Origin of the sequence: uncultured Comamonas sp. (assembly GCF_964277875.1) — a bacterium.
GTDB lineage: Bacteria > Pseudomonadota > Gammaproteobacteria > Burkholderiales > Burkholderiaceae_C > Comamonas > Comamonas sediminis.
The window spans coordinates 83,423-102,988 of the sequence record NZ_CAXYJV010000020.1 but is presented as its reverse complement, the minus strand read 5'-3'; the positions used below and the strand labels follow the sequence as shown (position 1 = coordinate 102,988).

Here is a 19,566-nt window from a genome sequence, read left to right as displayed (position 1 = left end):
GACTTAGCACATCACTGAGCGCAAGACATCTCTTGCGGAAAAGCGACATAGGAGGAATCTGACTGGCTAATTCACAATGCGCCGAAAGCTGCTGTAGTGATCCTGGGTGTAGTAGCAAGTATCGGGCATTGTGGCGACCTGACCGCCACAAATGATGCGGCGCGCCCCGCGATCGCGGGAGCCGGGTGTCTTGACCGTGTATTCCCGGTAGTAACCCCGCTTCTGCCTGGGCAGTATGCGTTCACGGTTACCAAATACCGAGCCGTCCTTGTCATAGGGAAAAGGGCCGCCGTCGAGGATCAGCGCATAGGTTTTGCGGCCTTGGGGCGGCAATTCGGCCAGGGCCACGACCGGCCCATCGAATGCAGAAGTCCCGCTACCGCGGGCCTGCACGACAGGCGGCAACACCGCCAGGACCGCAGCAAGCACACCAGCCTTCACAGACGAGCGGGCCAGATAACCCCATGCATTGAGCATCAACAACACCTTTCAGAACCAGGGATTCTCTGCACCACCTGCGCCCAGGGAACGGGCGCGGATAGGGAGGAGACGCGAGACGTCTTTTTGCAGCCCATAGCGAGCTATTGACAAGGAAGACAACGCCGCGAATCGCCCGTGCCCGCAGTCCGGCCATGGCAGGGAGTTTTGCGGAGAATTCCTAGACTCACCGAAAGTTCAGCCGGTCAGTGTGACGGATTGCCCCCCAAAATGCAAGAAGCCTGCCCAAAATTTGAGCAGGCTTCTCAGTATTTAACCGCAGCAAGTGCTGCTGAATCAGCGCAACTTAGCCACAAATAGCAGCATCAACGCGCAAAATTCGCGTCTGCTACCGCAACTGCGGTCATATTGACAATGCGGCGTACCGTCGCGCTCGGGGTCAAAATATGCACCGGCTGGGCGGCGCCCAGCAGAATGGGGCCAATGGCGATATTGCCGCCTGCAGCGGTCTTGAGCAGGTTGTAGCTGATATTGGCCGCATCAATATTGGGCAGCACCAGCAGATTGGCGTTACCGACCAGGGGGCTCTCGGGCATGATGCTGGCGCGCTGCTTCTGGTCGATGGCCACATCGCCATGCATTTCGCCATCCACTTCCAGCCACGGGGCCTGGATGCGCAACAGCTCCAGGGTCTGGCGCATCTTGACGGCGCTGGGCTGGTTGCTGGAGCCAAAGTTCGAGTGCGACAGCAGTGCGGCCTTGGGCTTGATACCAAAGCGCATCATCTCCTCGGCCGCCATGATCGTGATCTCGGCGAGCTGCTCGGCCGTCGGGTCGTAGTTCACATGGGTGTCCACGAGGAAGACCTGGCGCTCGGGCAGCAGCAGGCCGTTCATGCAGGCGTAGGTGGCAGTGCCGGCACGCTTGCCGATGACCTGGTCGATGTAGTGCAGGTGGATCGCGGTGTTGTTCCAGGTGCCGCAGATGAGGCCATCGACCTCGCCCTTGTGCAGCAGCATGCAGCCGATCAGGGTCAGGCGGCGGCGCATCTCGATCTTGGCGATCGGCACCGTCACGCCCTTGCGCTCGGCCATGCGGTGGTAGGACTGCCAGAAATCGCGGTAGCGGTCGTCATGCTCGACGTTCACCACATCGTAGTCTGTGCCTTCCTTCAGGCGCAGGCCAAATTTCTCGATGCGCTGCGCAATGATGGCGGGGCGGCCGATCAAGGTGGGGCGCGCCACGCGCTCGTCCACGACGATCTGGGCCGCACGCAGGATGCGCTCTTCCTCGCCCTCGGCGTAGGCAATGCGCTTTTTCGCCGCCCGCTTGGCCGCCATGAAGATGGGCTTCATCGCCGTGCCGGACGCGTAGACGAAGGTCTGCAAGTGCTCGCGGTAGGCATCCATGTCCTGGATCGGGCGCTCGGCCACACCGCATTCCGCAGCCGCCTGTGCCACAGCCGGCGCAATCTTCATCATCAGGCGCGGGTCAAACGGCTTGGGGATCAGGTATTCGGGGCCAAACGACAGGTCCTGGCCGGCATAGGCGTTGGCGACCTCTTCGGTCTGCTCGGCCTGGGCCAGGTCGGCGATCGCATGCACCGTGGCGATTTCCATCTCGGTGGTGATCGTCGTTGCGCCGCAATCGAGTGCACCCCGGAAGATATAGGGGAAGCACAGCACATTGTTGACCTGGTTCGGGTAGTCCGAACGGCCGGTCGCCATGATGATGTCGTCACGCACCGCCTTGGCATCTTCCGGCGAGATCTCGGGGTTGGGATTGGCCAGCGCAAAGATGATGGGGCGCACCGCCATGCGCTGCACCATATCGGGCTTGAGCACACCGCCTGCCGACAGACCCAGGAACACATCGGCGCCATCGATCACCTGCGACAACGTGCGCTTGTCGGTTTCTTGAGCGAAAAGCTCCTTATCTTCGTCCATCAGCTCGGTACGGCCCTTGTAGACCACGCCGACGATGTCGGTGACCATCACGTTCTCGCGCTTCAGGCCGATCTCCAGCAGCAGGTTCAGACAGGCCAGCGCCGCAGCGCCCGCGCCGGACGCCACCAGCTTCACGTCCTCGATCTTCTTGCCGGCCACCTTGAGCGCATTGACCATGGCTGCCGCAACAGTGATGGCCGTGCCGTGCTGGTCATCGTGGAAGACCGGGATCTTCATGCGCTTGCGCAGCTCGCGCTCGACATAGAAGCACTCGGGCGCCTTGATGTCTTCCAGGTTCACGGCGCCAAACGTGGGCTCCAGCGCTGCGATCACATCGACCAGCTTCTGGGGGTCTTTTTCGTTGATTTCGATGTCAAAAACATCGACACCGGCAAACTTCTTGAACAGAACGCCCTTGCCTTCCATCACAGGCTTGGAGGCCAGCGCGCCGATATCGCCCAGGCCCAGCACCGCTGTGCCGTTGGAGATCACCGCGACCAGGTTGCCCCGGCTGGTGTATTTGAAAGCTGCAGCCGGGTCCTTGACGATTTCTTCGCAAGGCGCCGCGACACCGGGCGAATAAGCCAGCGCCAGGTCATGCTGGTTGGCCATTGGCTTGGTGGCGGCAATCGCCACCTTGCCGGGGCGGGGAAACTGGTGGTACTCCAGTGCGGACTGGCGCAGCAGTGCGCGCTTGTCGACAGCAGTGGGGGTTGAATTCTTCTCAGTCATGGCGGTCTCCGGCATCACGCAGCGTTCACTACGAAAAACGGCTGGAACATGCTGCCATCTGCATGCATGTCCCAACAGTATGTCCAAGGGCCCAGATCGGTATCCGCACAGCCGACAGCTGTGGATCGTATACAAGGCACGCTCCATTCTAGGCGCAGGCTAAAAATCAAGTATTCCAGTCGCCGACTAGAACTATGAAAAAGATTTATAGCTTTTTCCACCTTATGCATAGATAGCGCAAACGGTTCCACTGCTGCCAGAAGCGAAGGTCTACAATGGCTCACGTTTGCGCTATATAGGCTCCGCAAGGGCTCATTTGTCATGGATTTAATGCTTCTGGTCATTCTCATCTTGGGCGTGAGCTTTGTGCTGCGTGCCAAGGCCCAAAAGCAGCGCATCGCCTTGTTGGCCCAATATTTGCGTAATTACGACATTGAAAAGCTGATGGAACGCCTCGTCAGCAGCTATATGCGTGCGCTCGATGAGAAAGACAGCAACCGCCAGCAGCAAATCTGGGAGCTGCAGGCGTCGGTAGAAAACAGCCTGGCCAGCCAGTTCAGCAGCTTTGCCGACACGCTGGCCAAGGCGCCCGAGCCCGCCAACGGCGCCAGCTTCAAGATCAGCACCCAGGCTTTCTACTTTCCGTTCTCGCACCTGCTGGAAAAATGGCAGGGCAACCGCCATTCCTTTGACCTGCGCACCGCCATCCGCCTGCATGCCGACGGCATCGCCCGCGTGGTCGCCAACACGGCCGGCCGCAGCCCCAAGGACCGCGCTTTTACGCTGTTGGCCGAGATGTACCTGATGCAGCACACCTGCCACTGGTACTGCAAATCCAAGGCCGTCGCATCGGCGCGCATGCAGCTGCGCAACCAGACCACCTACGAGCAGGTCATCCAGAGCGTGTCGCCCGAGACGCGCAATGCCTATCTGGCGCTGCTGGGCGAGCGCTGATGTCCGCCATTGGCTGACACCTGGGCGCAGCGCCAGCGGCGACAATCAGCGGATTGACACCACCAACCCAGGGAAAGCCCATGCCAGCCATTCCAACCCGCCTTGCCGCCCTGGCAGCCGTTGTTGCCACCGCCAGCCTGCTCAGCGCCTGCGACGAACGTCCCGGACCGATGAAGCCCATCTCCGGCACCGTCGCGGCATCGCGCCAGCCTCTGCCCGACAAGCCGCTGTTCAACGCGCCCATTGTGGATACGCACTCGGTGCTGCCCCATGCCAAGGCCGACAAACACGACCCACTGCCCCCGGCTGTGCCGCTGGCCTCGGCCGACGACCCCAAGACCTCCAACGGCGGCACGACGGCTGAAGGCGGCAGTGTGAACCCCTCTGCCGGCATGGGCGCCGTCATCACCGACAGCAAGGGCGCGCAGCACGAAGGGGATGGCAAGCCATAAGGCGCAAGAAGCGGTTCATGGGGGACGGCCGCCACCTTGGCTCATAGGCACCATCCTTGCTAGCTAGCAGTTCATGACCTCAGTCCCCCACATGCCCGCGCTGATCCTGGAGGCCCGGCCTCTGACGGCGCACAATTTCTCGGCCTTTGGCACCGTTATCGGCCTGGCCGACCCGAGCCTGCCCAGCCAGCCCATCAACCAGGGCAACGCGCTGCGCTATGACCTGCTGCCCGATCTGCAGCTGACGGCGCAAGGCGGCTGGCCCATGCTGGCGCTGTTCCGTGCGCAGGCGCGGCAGTTTCCGCTCATGGTGACCGAGGTCGAATGCCATGCGCTGGGCAGCCAGAGCTTTGTGCCGCTGGGCACGCAGCGCTTTGTCGTGGTCGTGGCCGCTGCCGGCCCGGCCCCCAAGGCTGCGGATCTGCAGGCCTTTGTGACCGATGGCCGCCAGGGCATCGTGCTGGCACCCGGCACCTGGCACCATGCTCTGCTGGCCGTCGAGGGCGGTGATTTTGCCGTCATCGAGCGGCGCGCCGATGCGCTGGACTGCCGCTGCGAAGCGATCAGCGAGCCGCTGCAGGTCCTTCTGCCGGCTGACCTGGCCTAAGAACCTGTTCTAAAGCTCAGGCAGCCGCCGCGAGCTGCTGCGCAATGGCGATCAAGCTGCGGTCCGTGCCTGCCGGGCCGAGCAGCGAGATACCCAGCGGCGCGCCGCCGCGGCTGGCCAGTGGCAGTGAAATTTGCGGAAAGCCGGACAACCCGGCCAGGCACAGCATCTGCACCGCCTGGTTGCGGTAGACCTCCAGCGATGCCTCGTCGGCCGTGCGCAGCGGCGCAATATCGGGCATGGTCGGCATCACCAGCACGCCATCGCTGCCCAGCACATCGGCCAGATGCTGGCGGAAACGCATGCGGAACTGCTCGGCCTGCTGCACCTGCGCATCGGTCACTTGGCGCGACCAGTCAAAGCGCTCCTTCACACCCGGGCCCAGCACGGGCGCATAGCGGCTGATGAAGGCGCCATCGGTCATCCAGGCCTCACGGCCCTGGATGTAGCGAAAGCTCCAGTACATCGCATCAAAAGAGTCGAGCACCGCCGTGCAGTCCTGCGCGCGGCCCAGCAGCTGCGTGATCTGCTGCAGCGCGCCATCCCAGGCCGGGCGCACCGCGCTGTCCACCAGACCCCAGACGTCGCTGGGCATCAGCAAACGCGGGCGCGCAGGCAGCGGCGTGGTGTCGGGCGCCATCAGCACATCGGCCACGCGGGCAAAGGTCAGGGCATCGCGCGCAAACCAGCCGCAGGTGTCCAGGCTGTGGCACAGCGCCAGTGCCGATTCCAGGCTCACCCGGCCATGCGTGGGCCGTATGCCATACAGGCCGCAGTGGCTGGCAGGCGCGCGCACCGAGCCGCCCGTGTCCGTGCCCAGCGCAAAATCGCAGAGCCTGTTGGACACTGCGGACGCCGAGCCCGACGACGAACCCCCGGTGATGCGCTCGGGCGCGTTGCCGTTGATCGGCGCGCCAAAGTGGGCATTGTTGCCGTTCATCGAGAACGCCAGCTCGTCGGTCACTGTCTTGCCCGCCAGCGCCGCGCCTGCATCGAGCAGCTTCTGCACCGTGGGCGCCGTCTGCGTCTTGATGCCCGACAGGGCCAGCAGCAGCGGGTTGCCGCCACCGGTCGGGTAACCGGCAATGTCGAACAAGTCCTTCACCCCAAAGTACAGGCCGCTGAGCGGGCCGGTGCCCGCATGGCGCACGGGCACATCGGGGTAGGGAACAAAGGCATGGGCAGGGTCGTGCAAGGGCATGGTGGAGTCAGTCCTGGGCAAAAAGATGGAAATGCAGCGGCCTACGCGGCGGCCAGCACGTTGGGCGCATAGGCCGCCGCCGTTGCAGTGTGCACGCAGCGCGCCATATGGCCAGGCGCCAGCGTGACCGGTGCCGGCACCGCTTGCAGGCACGCGGCTGTGGCCAGCTTGCAGCGCGGCGCAAAAGCGCAGCCCGGCGGGATGGCGGTCAGATCGGGCGGCGCGCCGGCAATGGTCTGCAGCGGTTGGCCGCGCTCCATCGCGCCGTGCGAACGGCTTTGCAGCAAGGCCATGGTGTAGGGGTGGCGCGGGCTGCGGATCAGCTGTTCGGCCGTGCCTTCTTCGACAATCCGGCCGGCATACATCACCGCAATGCGGTCGGCCACTTCCACCGCTGCGCCAATGTCATGGGTCACAAACACAATGCCCAGGCCCAGCTCACGCTGCAGCTCGCGCAGCAGCAACAGGATCTGGATCTGCACCGTCGCATCCAGCGCGGTGGTGGGCTCGTCAGCCAGCAGCACCTGGGGGTTGCAGGCCAGCGCCAGCGCAATCATCGCCCGCTGGCGCATGCCGCCCGACATCTCATGCGGGTAGGCCTTGAGGCGCTGCTCGGGGCTGGGAATGCGCACCCGCTCAAACAGCGCCAGCGCACGCTGCTGCGCCTCGCTCTGGCTCACGCGCTCGTGCCGGCGTATGGCTTCGACAATCTGCGCGCCCACCGGGTAGACCGGGTCCAGCGCCAGCAACGGGTCCTGAAAAATCATCGCGCAGGTCTTGCCGCGAAAGTCGTTGAGCGCGCCGCCGCGCAGCGCCAGCACATCCTGGCCTGCGACCTGGATCTGGCCCTTCATCGTGGTCTTGCGCTCGGGGTGCAGGCGCAGCAGGCTGCGCAGGGTCACGCTCTTGCCAGAGCCGGATTCGCCAATCAGCGCAACCGCTTCGCCCTTGGCGACGGACAGGCTCACGCCGCTGACGGCCTGAACCACTTTCTTGCCGCTGGCAAACTGCACATTCAGGTCCTGGATCCGGACCAGTGGAGGAGAGGCTGTGTTCATCGTGGTGCTCCGGGTTCAGGCGGCCAGCGCAGCAGCGGCGGCCAGGGGGTGGCCGCTGCCGGGCTCGTGCACCAGGCAGCGCGCGGCATGGTGCAGCTGCACCGGGGTGACGGCCGGCACGGCCTGGGCGCAGACCGGCGCGGCCTGCGGGCAGCGCGGGTGAAAGCGGCAACCGGTGGGCGGGTTGATGGGGTTGGGCGGGTCACCGGCCAGCGGTGCCACCAAGGTGCGGTGGCTCGGGTCCATCGACGGCACCGACGACAGCAAGGCCTTGGTATAGGGGTGGGCCGGCGCGGCAAACAGCGCATCCGAGGGGCCGATCTCGGCCACCTGGCCCAGGTACATCACCATCACCCGGTCGCTGATGTAGTGCACCACGCCCAGGTCATGGCTGATGAACACATAGGTCAGGCCGAACTCGCGTTTCAGGTCGGCCAGCAGGTTCAGCACCTGGGCCTCCACCGATTTGTCGAGCGCCGAGACCGCCTCGTCCAGGATCACCATGCGCGGCTGCAACGCCAGCGCGCGCGCAATGTTGATGCGCTGGCGCTGGCCGCCCGAGAGCTCATGCGGGTAGCGCTCGGCAAAGCGGGCCGGCGCCAGGCCGACCCGGTCCATCAGGTGGTGGGCGCGGGCGACCGACTCCTTGCGCGAGACGCCATGCACCTGCGGGCCAAAGGCGATCGAGTCCTCGATCGTCAGGCGCGGGTTGAGCGAGGCATAGCTGTCCTGGAACACCATCTGCACCTGGCGGCGAAACTCCTTGAGGCTCAGGTCACGCGAGCCCACCGTGCGGCCATCGAACACCAGCTCGCCAGCGGTCGGGTCCATCAGGTGCATCAGCAGCCGCGCGGTGGTCGATTTGCCGCAACCGGACTCGCCCACCACGCCCAGGGTCTCGCCCTTGAGCACCTCGAAATCCACGCCATCGACCGCGCGCACCAGCTTGCCGTTCTTGAGCGGGAAATGCTTGGTCAGGCCGCGCACCGTCAGCAGCGGCTGGGCCGGGCCGCCCACATCGGCGGCCAGGGCAGCGGCAGGGGCCAAAGAAGAATGCTGGAGCATGGCTTAACCCTTGTTGTCCATGGCCGTGCGCAGGCCATCGGAGAGCAGATTGAAGGAGATGGAGGTGATGAAGATCATCAGCCCCGGCAAGGCCGCCACCCAGGGCTGGGTGTAGATCGCCGTGCGCAAGGTGTTGAGCATCAGGCCCCATTCGGGCTCGGGCGGCTTCACGCCCAGGCCCAGAAACGACAGGCCCGAGGCCAGGATCATCGACACCGCAATCAGGCTGGTGGCATAGACAAAGATGGGGCCCAGCACATTGCCCAGCACATGCACCCGCACGATGGTGAAGGCGCTGGCCCCGGTGGCCCGCGCCGCCTCCACATAGTCGCGGTTGCGGGCCTGGGCCGTCACGCTCTCGGCCACGCGGGCGATCTGCGGGATGAAGACAATCGTCAGCGACACCAGCGAGTTGAAGATGCCCGCGCCCAGCGCGCCCGACAGCGCAATGGCCAGCAGCACCGAGGGGAAGGCGTAGAACACATCGATGGTGCGCATGATCACCGTGTTGGTGCGGCCACCGGCGTAGCCGGCCACAATGCCGATGCCCGTGCCGATCACAAAGGCCATCAGCACCGGAGTGATGCCCATGAACAGCGACAGGCGCGCGCCCATCATCAGGCGCGACAGCATGTCGCGGCCCAGCTCATCGCTGCCCAGCGGCAGGCCGGCCGTGCCAATGGGCTTGAGCCGCTTGAGCATCGAGGCCAGATAGGGATCGGACGGCGTGATCCACGGCGCCAGCGCGGCCACCGCAATCAGCAGCAGGATGACGGCGGCAGCGCCCATGGCCACCGGGTCGCGCAGCAGGCGCTGCAGCACCGAGGACCAATAGCCGCGTGAACGCTGGGCCGGCAGCGGATGCACCTGGGCCGCTGCTGCATCGGGAAGGGTAAGACTGGTCATGGGGACGGAACCTCCGGGGGTCTGCGCTCAGCGGGCAATGCGGGGATCGAGCAGGGTCTGCACCACATCGATGATGAGGTTGAGCAGCACAAAGAAAACGGCCAGCACCAGGATGGAGCCCTGCAGCAGCGGCAGATCGCGCTGGAAGATGGCCTGGTTGAGCAGAAAGCCGGTGCCCGGCCAGGAGAACACGGTCTCGATCAGGATGGAGCCGCCCAGCAGGTAGCCCAGCTGCAGGCCCATCACCGCCAGCGCCGTGGGCGCTGCGTTCTTCAGCACATGGCGGAAGATGCCCAGATGGCCCAGGCCCTTGGCCTTGAGGCCCAGGATGAACTCCTGGTCCAGCAGCTCGGCCACCAGCGCCCGCACCGTGCGCGCAATGATGCCCATCGGAATCACCGACATCGTGATGGCCGGCAGGATCATGAACTGCACATGCGCCCAGTCCCAGGCCCAGTCACCCGAGCCGCCTGGCCCCGCGCCGGTGGCGGGCAGCCACATCAGCTGCGACGAGAAGACGATCACCATCACCATGCCCAGCCAGTAGTGCGGCACGCTGACGCCCAGCATCGACAGCATCGAGCAGCTGCGGTCCACCCAGGAGTTGCGGAAGTACCCCGCCACAAAGCCAAACAGGCTGCCCAGCACAAAGCCGATCAAGGTCGCCACGACGGCCAGGCGCAGGGTGTTGACCACGGCCGCCATCACCTCGGTTGTCACCGGCCGGCTGGTGGCAATCGACTGGCCCAGATCGCCCTGCAGCGCGCGCCAGACCCAGCGCAGAAACTGCTCGGGCAGCGGCCGGTTGAAGCCATAGAGCTCGCGCATCTGGGCCTGCAGCTCGGCCGATGCATCGGCAGGCAAGACCGACACCAGGGGGTCACCCGGCGCGATATGCACCAGGGCAAAGCACAGCAGGGCCACGCCCAGCATGATGGGCAGGGTGTAGACAATGCGTCTGATCAGATAGGCAAGCATGGCGGTTCAAAGGTTCGTGGGGGAGAGGCGGACCATGCGGGGCCGCACTGGCGGGCTGGGCCATCGGCCTGCACCCGGCATGCAGCGGTGTCTCTGCACCGGTCTGCATGCCCGGGGCCGCCCGGCTTACTTCATCGTCATCGTCGCGATATCGATGAACCAGCTTTGCGGCTGCACCACGTTGCCGACCTTGGCCGACATCGCGCGCGGGCCTACGTCGTGGGCCACAAAGAGGAACGGCGACTCATCGACCACCAGGGTGTGCAGCTCGGCCAGGGCCTTGTCGCGCTCCTTGGCATCAAAGGTGGTGCGGGCCTTGTCCACCACCGCATCGACCTGCTTGTTGCTGTAGAAGCCCCAGTTGTTGGACAGCGGCGGGAAGGACTTGGTGCTGACAAAGCGCACCATCGCAAAGAAGGGGTCCATGGTGGCGGCCGTCACATTGGTGGCGCTGGCCTTGTTGGCACCCGGGTCCTTCGCGCCCAGGCGCCAGCCGGAGAACAGCGTGTTCCACTCCACCACATCGAACTCCACATCAAAGAAGCATTCCTTGAGGTTCTGCTGGATGAACTCGTTCATCGGCAGCGGCTGCATCTGGCCCGAGCCCGACGCGGAGGTCTGGATCTTCACCTTGATAGGCTTGCTGGCGCTGTAGCCGGCCTGGGTCATCAGCGCCTGGGCGGCCTTCATGTCGTACTTGATCTGGAAGCTCGGGCTGCCGCGCCAGGGGTGGCCGGGCTCAAAGATGCCGGTGGCCGGCTCCATCTGGCCGTTCAACAGCTGCTTCATGCTGGCGCGGTCCACGCACAGGTTGGCGGCATGGCGCACGCGCTTGTCCAGCCAGGGCGAGCCCTCGACAAACGAGAACTGCCATGGCCAGATGTGGGGCTGCAGGTTGGAATAGACCTTGAAGCCGCGTGCCTTGATCGCATCGAGCGCATCGGGCGCCGGCGCCTCGATCCAGTCCACCTGGCCGCTCATCAGCGCGGCGGTGCGCGAGTTGGCCTCGGGCAGCGGCAGCAGCACCACCTTGTCGATGGTCGGCGTGCGCTTGGGGTCCCAGTAGCTGGCGTTCTTGACCATCTCGAAGCGCTCACGCGGCACCAGGCGCGCGCCCTTGAAGGGGCCGGTGCCCGAGGGGTCGGCGGCAAACGCCGTCCACGCGGCCTTGCTGCGCTCGGCCTTGCCGCTGACGGAGGCCGGCACTGCAGCCAGCTTCTTGGCCCAGTGCGCGGGCGAGGCCATGAACAGATTGCTCAGGTTGATCGGCAAGAAGGAATCGGGCTCGGTGGTGGTCAGCTCCACCGTCAGGTCATCGATCTTCCTGGCGGATTTGAGCGTCGGCATGCGCGATGCGGTCACGCCCACCTGGGCCGGGTCAAACTGCTCGGCCTCCTTGTCCAGCACCTTGTTCACGTTCCAGACCACGGCATCGGCATTGAAGGCGCTGCCGTCGTGGAACTTGACCCCGGGGCGCAGCTTGAACAGCCACTTGGTCTTGTCCTTGGCATCCACCTCCCACGAGAGCGCCAGGCCCGGCACCAGCTCGCTGGGCTTGTCGGCCTTGCTCAGGTCCCACTGGGTCAGCGCGTCATACATTGGAATGCCGGTGAAACGGTTGCCTTCAAAACCCTGGTCCGGCTGGCCCGAGGTGCGCGGGATATCGCCCGCAGTCATCGCAATGCGCAGCACCTTTTCCTGGGCCAGGGCAGCACCTGCGCCCAGCGCCAGGGTGACAGCCAGAGCCAGGCTTTTGAGCGCGGGACGGGAGACGGAGAAACCGGAAGACGCTTGCATCACAGGACCTTTCCAAGGAGTGGGGGATGACAAGTCCAAAGCAAGCTGCGTGCCACATCACACATATCGTTTATCGATACAAGTGATTGATTCATCGATATTTTTGGCATGCTTTATGCGAACGCTCTGCGCATTGTTCGCCTCACTTTCAGGAGTAGCCGCATGACCCAGACAGACCGCCTGCGCATTGATGACAACCGCCTCTGGCAATCGCTGATGGCCCTCGCCCAGATAGGGGCCACGCCCAAAGGCGGCGTCTGCCGCATCGCCTTGACCGACGAGGACAAGGCCGGCCGCGACCAGGTGGTGCAGTGGTTCCGCGATGCGGGCCTGCAGGTGCGGGTCGATGAAGTGGGCAATGTGTTTGGCCGCCGCCCCGGCACCGACCCGCAGGCGCGCGCCGTGGCCACCGGCAGCCATATCGACACCCAGCCCACCGGCGGCAAGTTCGATGGCAACTACGGTGTGCTCGCCGGGCTGGAGGTGGTGCGCACGCTCAACAGCCACGGCATCCAGACCGTTGCGCCGCTGGAAGTGGCCTTCTGGATGAACGAGGAAGGCACGCGCTTCACGCCGGTGATGATGGGCTCTGGTGCATTTGCGGGAATTTTTGGTGCAGACCACATCCGCTCGCAACAAGATGGTGCAGGCCTTACTGTCGGCGAGGAGCTGGCCCGCATCGGCTACCTGGGCGATGTGGCCTGTGGCGATGTACCCGGTGGCGCCTTTGCCGCCTACTTTGAAGCGCATATCGAGCAAGGCCCGGTGCTCGAAGCCTATGACAAGCCCATCGGCATCGTCAGCGGCGCGCTGGGCCAGCAGTGGTATGACGTGACCGTCACCGGCATGGACGCCCATGCCGGCCCCACGCCGATGAACCTGCGCCATGATGCGATGCTGGCTGCTGCCCGCATGGTCGATGCCGTCAACCGCATCGCGCTGGACCAGGCGCCGCACGGGCGCGGCACCGTCGGCCATCTGCAGGTGCTGCCCAACTCGCGCAATGTGATCCCCGGCCAGGTCAAGTTCAGCGTCGACTTCCGCAACCTCTCGCAGACCGGGCTGGATGCGATGGACGCCGCCATGCGCACGGAGTTTGCGCGCCTCGCCGACCAGTGCCAGTGCCAGGTGGAGATCACGCAGGTGGTGCGCTTTGCGCCCTGCATCTTCCACCCCGGCTGCGTGGCCAGCGTGCGCGGCGCGGCCGATAGCCTGGGTTATGCGCACATGGAGGTCGTCAGCGGTGCCGGGCACGATGCCGTCTATGTGCACAGCGTGGCGCCCACCGCGATGATCTTTGTGCCCTGCAAGGATGGCATCAGCCATAACGAGATCGAGGACGCCAAATCCGAGCACCTGGCCGCTGGCTGCAATGTGCTGCTGCATGCGATGCTGGCGCATGCTGGGGTGGCCTGAGCGCCGCCTAATCTGCTGGCAACAGCTGCGACACCGCCCGCGCGCATTCGATCACCAGCGGGGCCAGCGCCTGCTGGGCATCGGCCATGTTCCAGCGGCTGGTGGGCGGCGCCAGGTGGATGGCGCCCACCACCACGCCGCGCGCATTGAACACCGGCGCGGCAATGCCCATGTCGCCCAGGAACAGCTCTTCGCAGTTGGTGGCATAGCCCGTCTGCTGGCACTGCGCCAGTTGCGCCATGACCGCATCCACCGTCGTCAACGTGGCGCGGGTGCGTGGCGGCATCGGCGCCTGCTGCAGCAATGCCTGGGCCTGCGCGGCCGGCAGCTGGCTCAGGTAGGCGCGGCCGCAGCTGCTGGCATACAGCGGCACCTGGGTGCCCACCGGTGTCAGCACCGGGATGTGCTGGGTCGTCAGCACCTGGGCCAGGTAGACCATGTGCGTGCCCGCAGGCTCGGACAAGGTCGCCGTCTCACCGCTTTGCCGCGCCAGCTGCGCCAGGTAGGTGTGGGCGGCGCTGATCATCGGATGCGCATCCAGGTAGTTGAAGCCCAGCTCCACCACACGTGGCAGCAGCACAAAGCGCCGCGTGCTCGGGTGCTTGCCGATATAGCCCAGCGCCTGCAAGGTGTGCACCGAGCGCTGCGCCGAGGCCTTGGTCATGCCGGCGGCCTGCGCAATCTCGGCCAGGGTCATGCTGCGGTGCGCCGCACTGAAGGCGCGCAGCACCTGCAGACCTTTGGCCAGCGAGAGGTTGAACAGGCTGTCGGATGCAGGCTCAGACGCAATCACCGGCGCGGGCACCGGCGTGGATACTGCTGCGGGCACAGACAAAGCCGCCACCGGTGGGTGTGCCGGTGGCGTGCCTGGGGATGTGCGGGGGGCTGCAGCGTCGGCTGACGCTGCGGTGTCCGAAGACCGGCGGTGGGCGGTGCTGGTGCGCATGGTGCAAGGGCGGGAGGCAATGCCTTGGCCTTCGCAAGAAACGCACCAACTTGCAGCCGGGCCCATCGCGGGGCGGCTGCAGCAAGGTCTTAGCGGCTGCTGGGGAAACTGAACACCGCGCCATCACGCACACCGGCGCTGGGCCAGCGCTGGGTGATAGTCTTGCGCTTGGTGTAGAAGCGCACGGCATCGGGGCCGTAGGCGTGCAGGTCACCAAACAGGCTGCGCTTCCAGCCGCCGAACGAGTGGTAGGCCACAGGCACAGGCAGTGGCACATTGATGCCAACCATACCGACCAGAATGTGGTCGCTGAAGTAGCGCGCTGCTTCGCCATCGCGGGTGAAGATGCAGGTGCCGTTGCCGTACTCGTGCGCGTTGATCAGGTCCATCGCCTCCTGCAAGGTCTTGACCCGCACAATGCCCAGCACCGGGCCAAAGATCTCTTCCTGGTAGATCTTCATGCCGGGGCGCACGTTGTCGAACAGGCAGGGGCCGAGGAAGTAGCCGTCCTCATGGCCGGCCACCTGCAGGCTGCGGCCGTCGATCAGCAGCTTGGCGCCCTCTTCCACACCGCTGTCCACATAGGCCTTGACCTTCTCGAAATGCGGCTTGGTGATCAGCGGGCCCATGTCGTTGCTGTTGTCGGTGCCCGGGCCCACCTTCATCTTGGCGATCTCGGCGCTCAGGCCGGCGATCATCTGGTCAGCCACCTCGTCGCCCACGGCCACCACCAGCGGCACGGCCATGCAGCGCTCGCCGCAGCTGCCGTAGGCGGCGCCCATCATCGCGGTCACCGCGTTGCTGATGTCGGCATCGGGCATCACCACCGCATGGTTCTTGGCACCGCCCAGCGCCTGCACGCGCTTGCCGCTCTTGCAGCCTTCGCCGTAGATGTACTCGGCAATCGGGGTCGATCCGACAAAGCTCACGGCCTTGATGCGTGGGTCATGCAGCAGCGTGTCGACCGCTTCCTTGTCGCCGTTGACGACGTTGAGCACGCCCGGTGGCAGGCCCGCTTCTTGCGCCAGCTGGGCAATGAAGAGCGCGCTGGTCGGGTCGCGCTCGGAGGGCTTGAGCACAAAGGTATTGCCGCAGGCCACGGCCATGGGCCACATCCACAAAGGCACCATCGCGGGGAAGTTGAAGGGCGTGATGCCCGCCGTCACACCCAATGCCTGGAACTCGCTCCAGCTGTCGATGTTGGGGCCCACATTGCGGCTGTGCTCACCCTTGAGCAGCTCCGGCGCGTAGCTGGCGAACTCGACGTTCTCGATACCGCGTTGCAGCTCGCCATGCGCATCGGGCAGCACCTTGCCGTGCTCGGCGGTGATCATCGCGGCGATCTTGTCGGCGTTCTGCTCCAGCAGCACCTTGAGCTGGCCCATGATGCGCGCGCGCTTGAGCGGCGGCGTATTGCGCCAGGCGGGGAAGGCCTTTTCGCCAGAGGCAATCGCGGCCTCCACCGTGGCCTTGCTGGCCAGCTCCACGCTTACGGTCGATTGGCCCGTTGCCGGGTTGAACACCGGCTGCGTGCGGCCGCCATCGTGCACGATCTTGCCGTCGATCAAATGGCCTACGGTGGCCGTCACATTCTTGTCGTGGTTCATGTCAGTCTCTCTTGGGTTCCATTCAAAAACAGCACCGGCGCCAACGTAGTGGCGCCAGATAGCACATAGCTCTTACGGGTGTCAGTTGGTCTCAGCCAGCGCGTCACCCAGCGCGTTGATCAGACGGTCGATCTCGGCCTTCTCGCTGATGAAGGGCGGCGCCAGCTGGATGGTGTCGCCACCATAGCGCACGTAGAAGCCTTTATCCCAGCACTTCATCGCAATCTCATAAGGGCGCTTGGCGGGCTCGCCAGGTAGCGCGGCAATGGTGAAGCCGGCGGCCAGACCGTAGTTGCGGATGTCGGCCACATGCTTGGCGCCCTTGAGGCTGTGCACGGCGTTTTCAAAGTAAGGCGCCAGCGCCTTTACGCGGCCGGGCATGTCTTCCTTCTCCAGAATGTCCATCACCGCCAGGCCTGCCGCGCAAGCGACGGGGTGGGCCGAGTAGGTGTAGCCATGGGCAAACTCCAGCATGTACTCAGGGCCGCCTGCGGCCATGAAGGTGTCGTAGATCTCTTTCGTCACCACGCAGCCGCCGAGCGGCTGGGCGCCATTGGTCACCTGCTTGGCAAAGTTCATGATGTCGGGCACCACGCCAAAGGCTTCGACACCGGTCCAGGCACCGCAGCGGCCAAAGCCGGTGATGACCTCATCAAAAATCAGCAGAATGCCGTGTTGCGTGCAGATCTCGCGGATGCGTTCCAGGTAGCCCTTGGGCGGGATCACCACACCGGCCGAGCCCGAGAACGGCTCGACGATCACTGCGGCGATGTTGCTGGCGTCGTGCAGCGCGATCACATCGAGCAGCTTGTCGGCCAGCGCGCGGCCGCCTTCATCGGACATGCCCTTCTGGAAGGTGCCAGCTGGCGGCTGGGTGTGCGGCAGGTGGTCGGCCACAATGCCCTGACCAAACATCTTGCGGTTGCCGGCAATGCCGCCCACCGAGATGCCGCCGTAGTTCACGCCGTGGTAGCCCTTCTCGCGGCCCACCAGCACCGTCTTGCCGGCCTGGCCCTTGAGGCGCCAGTAGGCGCGCACCATCTTCAGCGAGGTGTCGGCCGCTTCGGAGCCCGAGCCGGTGAAGAACACATGGTCCAGACCTGCGGGCGTGTGTTCCTTGATCTTGTTGGCCAGCGCAAACGAGGCAGGGTGGCCAAACTGGAAAGCCGGTGCGTAATCGAGCTGCAACGCCGCCTTGCCAATCGCCTCGGCCACTTCCTTGCGGCCATGGCCAATGCCCGAGCACCACAGGCCCGAGAGGCCGTCAAAAATCTTGCGGCCATCGGCATCGGTGTAGTAGGCGCCCTGGCCGCTGACGATCATGCGGGGCTGCGCCTTGAAGTTGCGGTTGCCGGTGAAGGGCATCCAGTGCGCGTCCAGCCAGGCTGCATCGGTGCGCAGCGTGGTGCCTGCGTTTTGGTCGTCGATCTGCACAAAGCTCATGGTTTTCTCCTTGGAACGGCGGCGTCCCATTTTTCCAGTGTTGATAGGCGATTGTGGGCCGGTTCTTTTCTTATTCAAATATTGACATATCAAAGCTCACTTGCTGAAATTTGCAAGTAAAGCGGGTGACGCATCCGCGCAAGACGCGCCGCTCCTCCCGCCCCCTATGCAGAGCCCCTCTGTCTGAAAAACGCTACTGAATAGATAGCTCTGAATGCAGACCCAGAGCCTGTTTACACGCTGTTTCACGCTTCATCCCGGCGTCACACAGCCCGGCTATCGTGGCGGTTTTTCTGCCACTGCTACCACCGCCATGATCTCCCACGATCCCTCTGCGCGCCGCCGCTTTCTGCTCTCTTCCACCGCCATCGCCGGCACCGGTCTGCTGCCCGGCATCCTGCGCGCGCAAACGGCGCCTGCGGCCATCACGCAGGATGCGGCGCGGCCCCTGCTGCTGTCGGGCCTGCAAAGCGGCGATGTGCTGGCCCACAGCGCCATCGTCTGGGCCCGGGCCAGCCGCGAGGCGCGCATGCGGGTGGAATGGTCCACCACCAGCCACTTTGCCCAAAGCACGCTGGTGCGCGGCCCCGACCTGCTGCCCGATACCGATGGCACTGGCCGTGTCGAGCTGCAAGGCCTGCCCGCCGGGCAGGACATCTTCTACCGCGTGGTGCTCGATGACCTGGCCAGCAGCAACACCCGCAGCCCGGCAGTGCTGGGGCATTTCCGCACCCCGTTGGCCAGCCAGGGCCCAGCCACCCGCCCTTTCCGCCTGGTGTGGAGCGGCGACACCGCCGGCCAGGGCTACGGCATCAACGAGGGCATCGGCGGCATGCGCATCTATGACGAGATGCGCAAGACCAACCCCGATGTCTTTCTGCACAGCGGCGACACCATCTACGCCGACGGCCCCATCCCCGAGACCATCGCGCTGCCCGATGGCAGCACCTGGAAGAACCTGTTCACACCCCAGGTTGCCAAGGTGGCCGAAACGCTCGACGAGTACCGGGGCCGCTACCGCTACAACCTGATGGACCAGAACGTGCGCGCGCTGGGCAGCGAGGTCGCGCAGATCTGGCAGTGGGACGACCACGAGGTCACCAACAACTACTCGGACAGCAAGAGCGTGTCCAACGACAAGCGCTATTCCGAAAAGAATGTGCAGCTGCTCACCGCCCGGGGCCGCCGCGCGTTTATGGAATACGCACCGATGCGCCCCTTTGGCGCGGCCGAGCAGCAGCGCGTCTACCGCCACCTGCCGCAGGGCCCGCTGGCCGATATCTTTGTGCTGGACATGCGCAGCTACCGGGGCCCCAACAGCCACAACCTGCAGGCGGTGGAAAGCACCGATACCGACTTCCTCGGCCGCCCCCAGCTCGACTGGCTGCTGGCCGGCCTCAAGGCCAGCACTGCCACCTGGAAGCTGATTGCCGCCGACATGCCGATCGGCCTGTTCGTGCCCGACGGCAAGGACGCCGAAGGCCGCGACCAGTGGGAAGCCATTGCCAACGGTGAGCACGGTGTGCCCAAGGGGCGCGAGCTGGAGATGGCGCAGCTGTTGAAGGGCATCAAGGATGCGGGCATCCGCAACGTCGTCTGGCTCACCGCCGATGTGCACTACACCGCCGCCCACCATTACAGCCCCGAGCGCGCGCAGTTCAAGGACTTTGCGCCGTTCTGGGAATTCGTCTCCGGCCCCCTCAATGCCGGTGGCTTCGGGCCCAACGAGGCGGACCAGACCTTTGGTCTGGATGTCGTCTTCCACAAGGCGCCGCCGAAGGCCAATTCCGCCCCCAGCGAGGGCTACCAGTTCTTTGGCCAGCTCGACATCCACCACCAGAGCCGCGCGCTGACCGTGGTCCTCAAGGACCTGAACGGCGCCGCGCTCTACACCAAGACACTGGAGCCGCAGCAGGCCTGAGCGAAGGGCAGGCACGCCAGCCAGGCCCAGATACAGAAGCCGCAGACGCCATGGGTGCTGCGGCTTTTGACAAGGGCCACACCGGCCGAAGCGCGCCTC

The 19,566-nt window shown here is 65.0% G+C and carries 16 protein-coding genes; 5 read left to right on the top strand and 11 right to left on the bottom strand.

Annotation, left to right across the window (positions count from 1 at the left end; translation table 11 throughout):
* Nucleotides 1-66 precede the first annotated feature (66 nt).
* Nucleotides 67-477 (bottom strand): ribonuclease domain-containing protein, encoded by a 411-nt coding sequence (locus tag ACHWUQ_RS07970; RefSeq protein ID WP_394680819.1) that lies wholly within the window; start codon nt 475-477, stop codon nt 67-69.
* A 326-nt stretch (nt 478-803) separates the two neighbouring features.
* A complete protein-coding gene (locus ACHWUQ_RS07965; RefSeq protein WP_394680818.1) occupies nt 804-3,116 on the bottom strand; it encodes an NADP-dependent malic enzyme in 2,313 nt (770 codons plus the stop codon).
* 321 nt (nt 3,117-3,437) lie between these two features.
* On the opposite strand from ACHWUQ_RS07965, the gene ACHWUQ_RS07960 reads away from it, so the two are divergent.
* The 3 genes from ACHWUQ_RS07960 (at nt 3,438) to ACHWUQ_RS07950 (ending at nt 5,129) form a co-directional block, all read left to right on the top strand.
* Nucleotides 3,438-4,070, top strand: a complete 633-nt coding sequence (locus ACHWUQ_RS07960) for a hypothetical protein (RefSeq protein WP_394680817.1) — start codon at nt 3,438-3,440, stop codon at nt 4,068-4,070.
* 80 nt (nt 4,071-4,150) lie between these two features.
* Nucleotides 4,151-4,522 carry a hypothetical protein gene (locus ACHWUQ_RS07955; RefSeq protein WP_312526423.1) on the top strand — a complete coding sequence of 124 codons (372 nt, stop codon included), beginning with the start codon at nt 4,151-4,153 and terminating at the stop codon, nt 4,520-4,522.
* A 73-nt stretch (nt 4,523-4,595) separates the two neighbouring features.
* Complete coding sequence (locus ACHWUQ_RS07950; RefSeq protein ID WP_394680816.1) at nt 4,596-5,129, top strand: ureidoglycolate lyase; 534 nt, start codon at nt 4,596-4,598, stop codon at nt 5,127-5,129.
* Between the two features lie 16 nt (nt 5,130-5,145).
* On the opposite strand, the gene ACHWUQ_RS07945 is transcribed toward ACHWUQ_RS07950, so the two are convergent.
* The 6 genes from ACHWUQ_RS07945 to ACHWUQ_RS07920 form a co-directional block, all read right to left on the bottom strand.
* Nucleotides 5,146-6,330, bottom strand: coding sequence for an amidase (locus ACHWUQ_RS07945; protein WP_394680815.1), 1,185 nt, complete (start codon nt 6,328-6,330; stop codon nt 5,146-5,148).
* Between the two features lie 41 nt (nt 6,331-6,371).
* The gene (locus tag ACHWUQ_RS07940; RefSeq protein ID WP_312526416.1) at nt 6,372-7,388 is read right to left on the bottom strand and encodes an ABC transporter ATP-binding protein; all 1,017 of its coding nucleotides are present in this window, start codon (nt 7,386-7,388) and stop codon (nt 6,372-6,374) included.
* Between the two features lie 15 nt (nt 7,389-7,403).
* Nucleotides 7,404-8,453 (bottom strand): oligopeptide/dipeptide ABC transporter ATP-binding protein, encoded by a 1,050-nt coding sequence (locus tag ACHWUQ_RS07935; RefSeq protein WP_312453351.1) that lies wholly within the window; start codon nt 8,451-8,453, stop codon nt 7,404-7,406.
* 3 nt (nt 8,454-8,456) lie between these two features.
* The gene (locus ACHWUQ_RS07930) at nt 8,457-9,359 is read right to left on the bottom strand and encodes an ABC transporter permease (protein WP_394680814.1); all 903 of its coding nucleotides are present in this window, start codon (nt 9,357-9,359) and stop codon (nt 8,457-8,459) included.
* 27 nt (nt 9,360-9,386) lie between these two features.
* Nucleotides 9,387-10,337 (bottom strand): ABC transporter permease, encoded by a 951-nt coding sequence (locus ACHWUQ_RS07925; RefSeq protein WP_239810011.1) that lies wholly within the window; start codon nt 10,335-10,337, stop codon nt 9,387-9,389.
* A 126-nt stretch (nt 10,338-10,463) separates the two neighbouring features.
* The gene (locus tag ACHWUQ_RS07920; protein ID WP_394680813.1) at nt 10,464-12,134 is read right to left on the bottom strand and encodes an ABC transporter substrate-binding protein; all 1,671 of its coding nucleotides are present in this window, start codon (nt 12,132-12,134) and stop codon (nt 10,464-10,466) included.
* A gap of 162 nt (nt 12,135-12,296) precedes the next feature.
* Here ACHWUQ_RS07920 and ACHWUQ_RS07915 point away from each other — a divergent pair, with 162 nt between their 5' ends.
* Nucleotides 12,297-13,550: a Zn-dependent hydrolase gene (locus ACHWUQ_RS07915; RefSeq protein WP_394680812.1), complete on the top strand. Its 1,254-nt coding sequence runs from the start codon at nt 12,297-12,299 to the stop codon at nt 13,548-13,550.
* Nucleotides 13,551-13,557: 7 nt separating this feature from the next.
* Here the strand turns inward: ACHWUQ_RS07915 and ACHWUQ_RS07910 are convergent, their stop codons facing one another.
* From ACHWUQ_RS07910 to ACHWUQ_RS07900, 3 genes are all read right to left on the bottom strand, one after another.
* A complete protein-coding gene (locus ACHWUQ_RS07910) occupies nt 13,558-14,496 on the bottom strand; it encodes an IclR family transcriptional regulator (RefSeq protein ID WP_312414681.1) in 939 nt (312 codons plus the stop codon).
* An 89-nt stretch (nt 14,497-14,585) separates the two neighbouring features.
* Complete coding sequence (locus tag ACHWUQ_RS07905; protein ID WP_394680811.1) at nt 14,586-16,103, bottom strand: CoA-acylating methylmalonate-semialdehyde dehydrogenase; 1,518 nt, start codon at nt 16,101-16,103, stop codon at nt 14,586-14,588.
* An 81-nt stretch (nt 16,104-16,184) separates the two neighbouring features.
* Nucleotides 16,185-17,546, bottom strand: a complete 1,362-nt coding sequence (locus ACHWUQ_RS07900) for an aspartate aminotransferase family protein (protein WP_394680810.1) — start codon at nt 17,544-17,546, stop codon at nt 16,185-16,187.
* Nucleotides 17,547-17,859: 313 nt separating this feature from the next.
* Here ACHWUQ_RS07900 and ACHWUQ_RS07895 point away from each other — a divergent pair, with 313 nt between their 5' ends.
* Nucleotides 17,860-19,467, top strand: coding sequence for an alkaline phosphatase D family protein (locus ACHWUQ_RS07895; RefSeq protein WP_394680809.1), 1,608 nt, complete (start codon nt 17,860-17,862; stop codon nt 19,465-19,467).
* Nucleotides 19,468-19,566 lie beyond the last annotated feature (99 nt).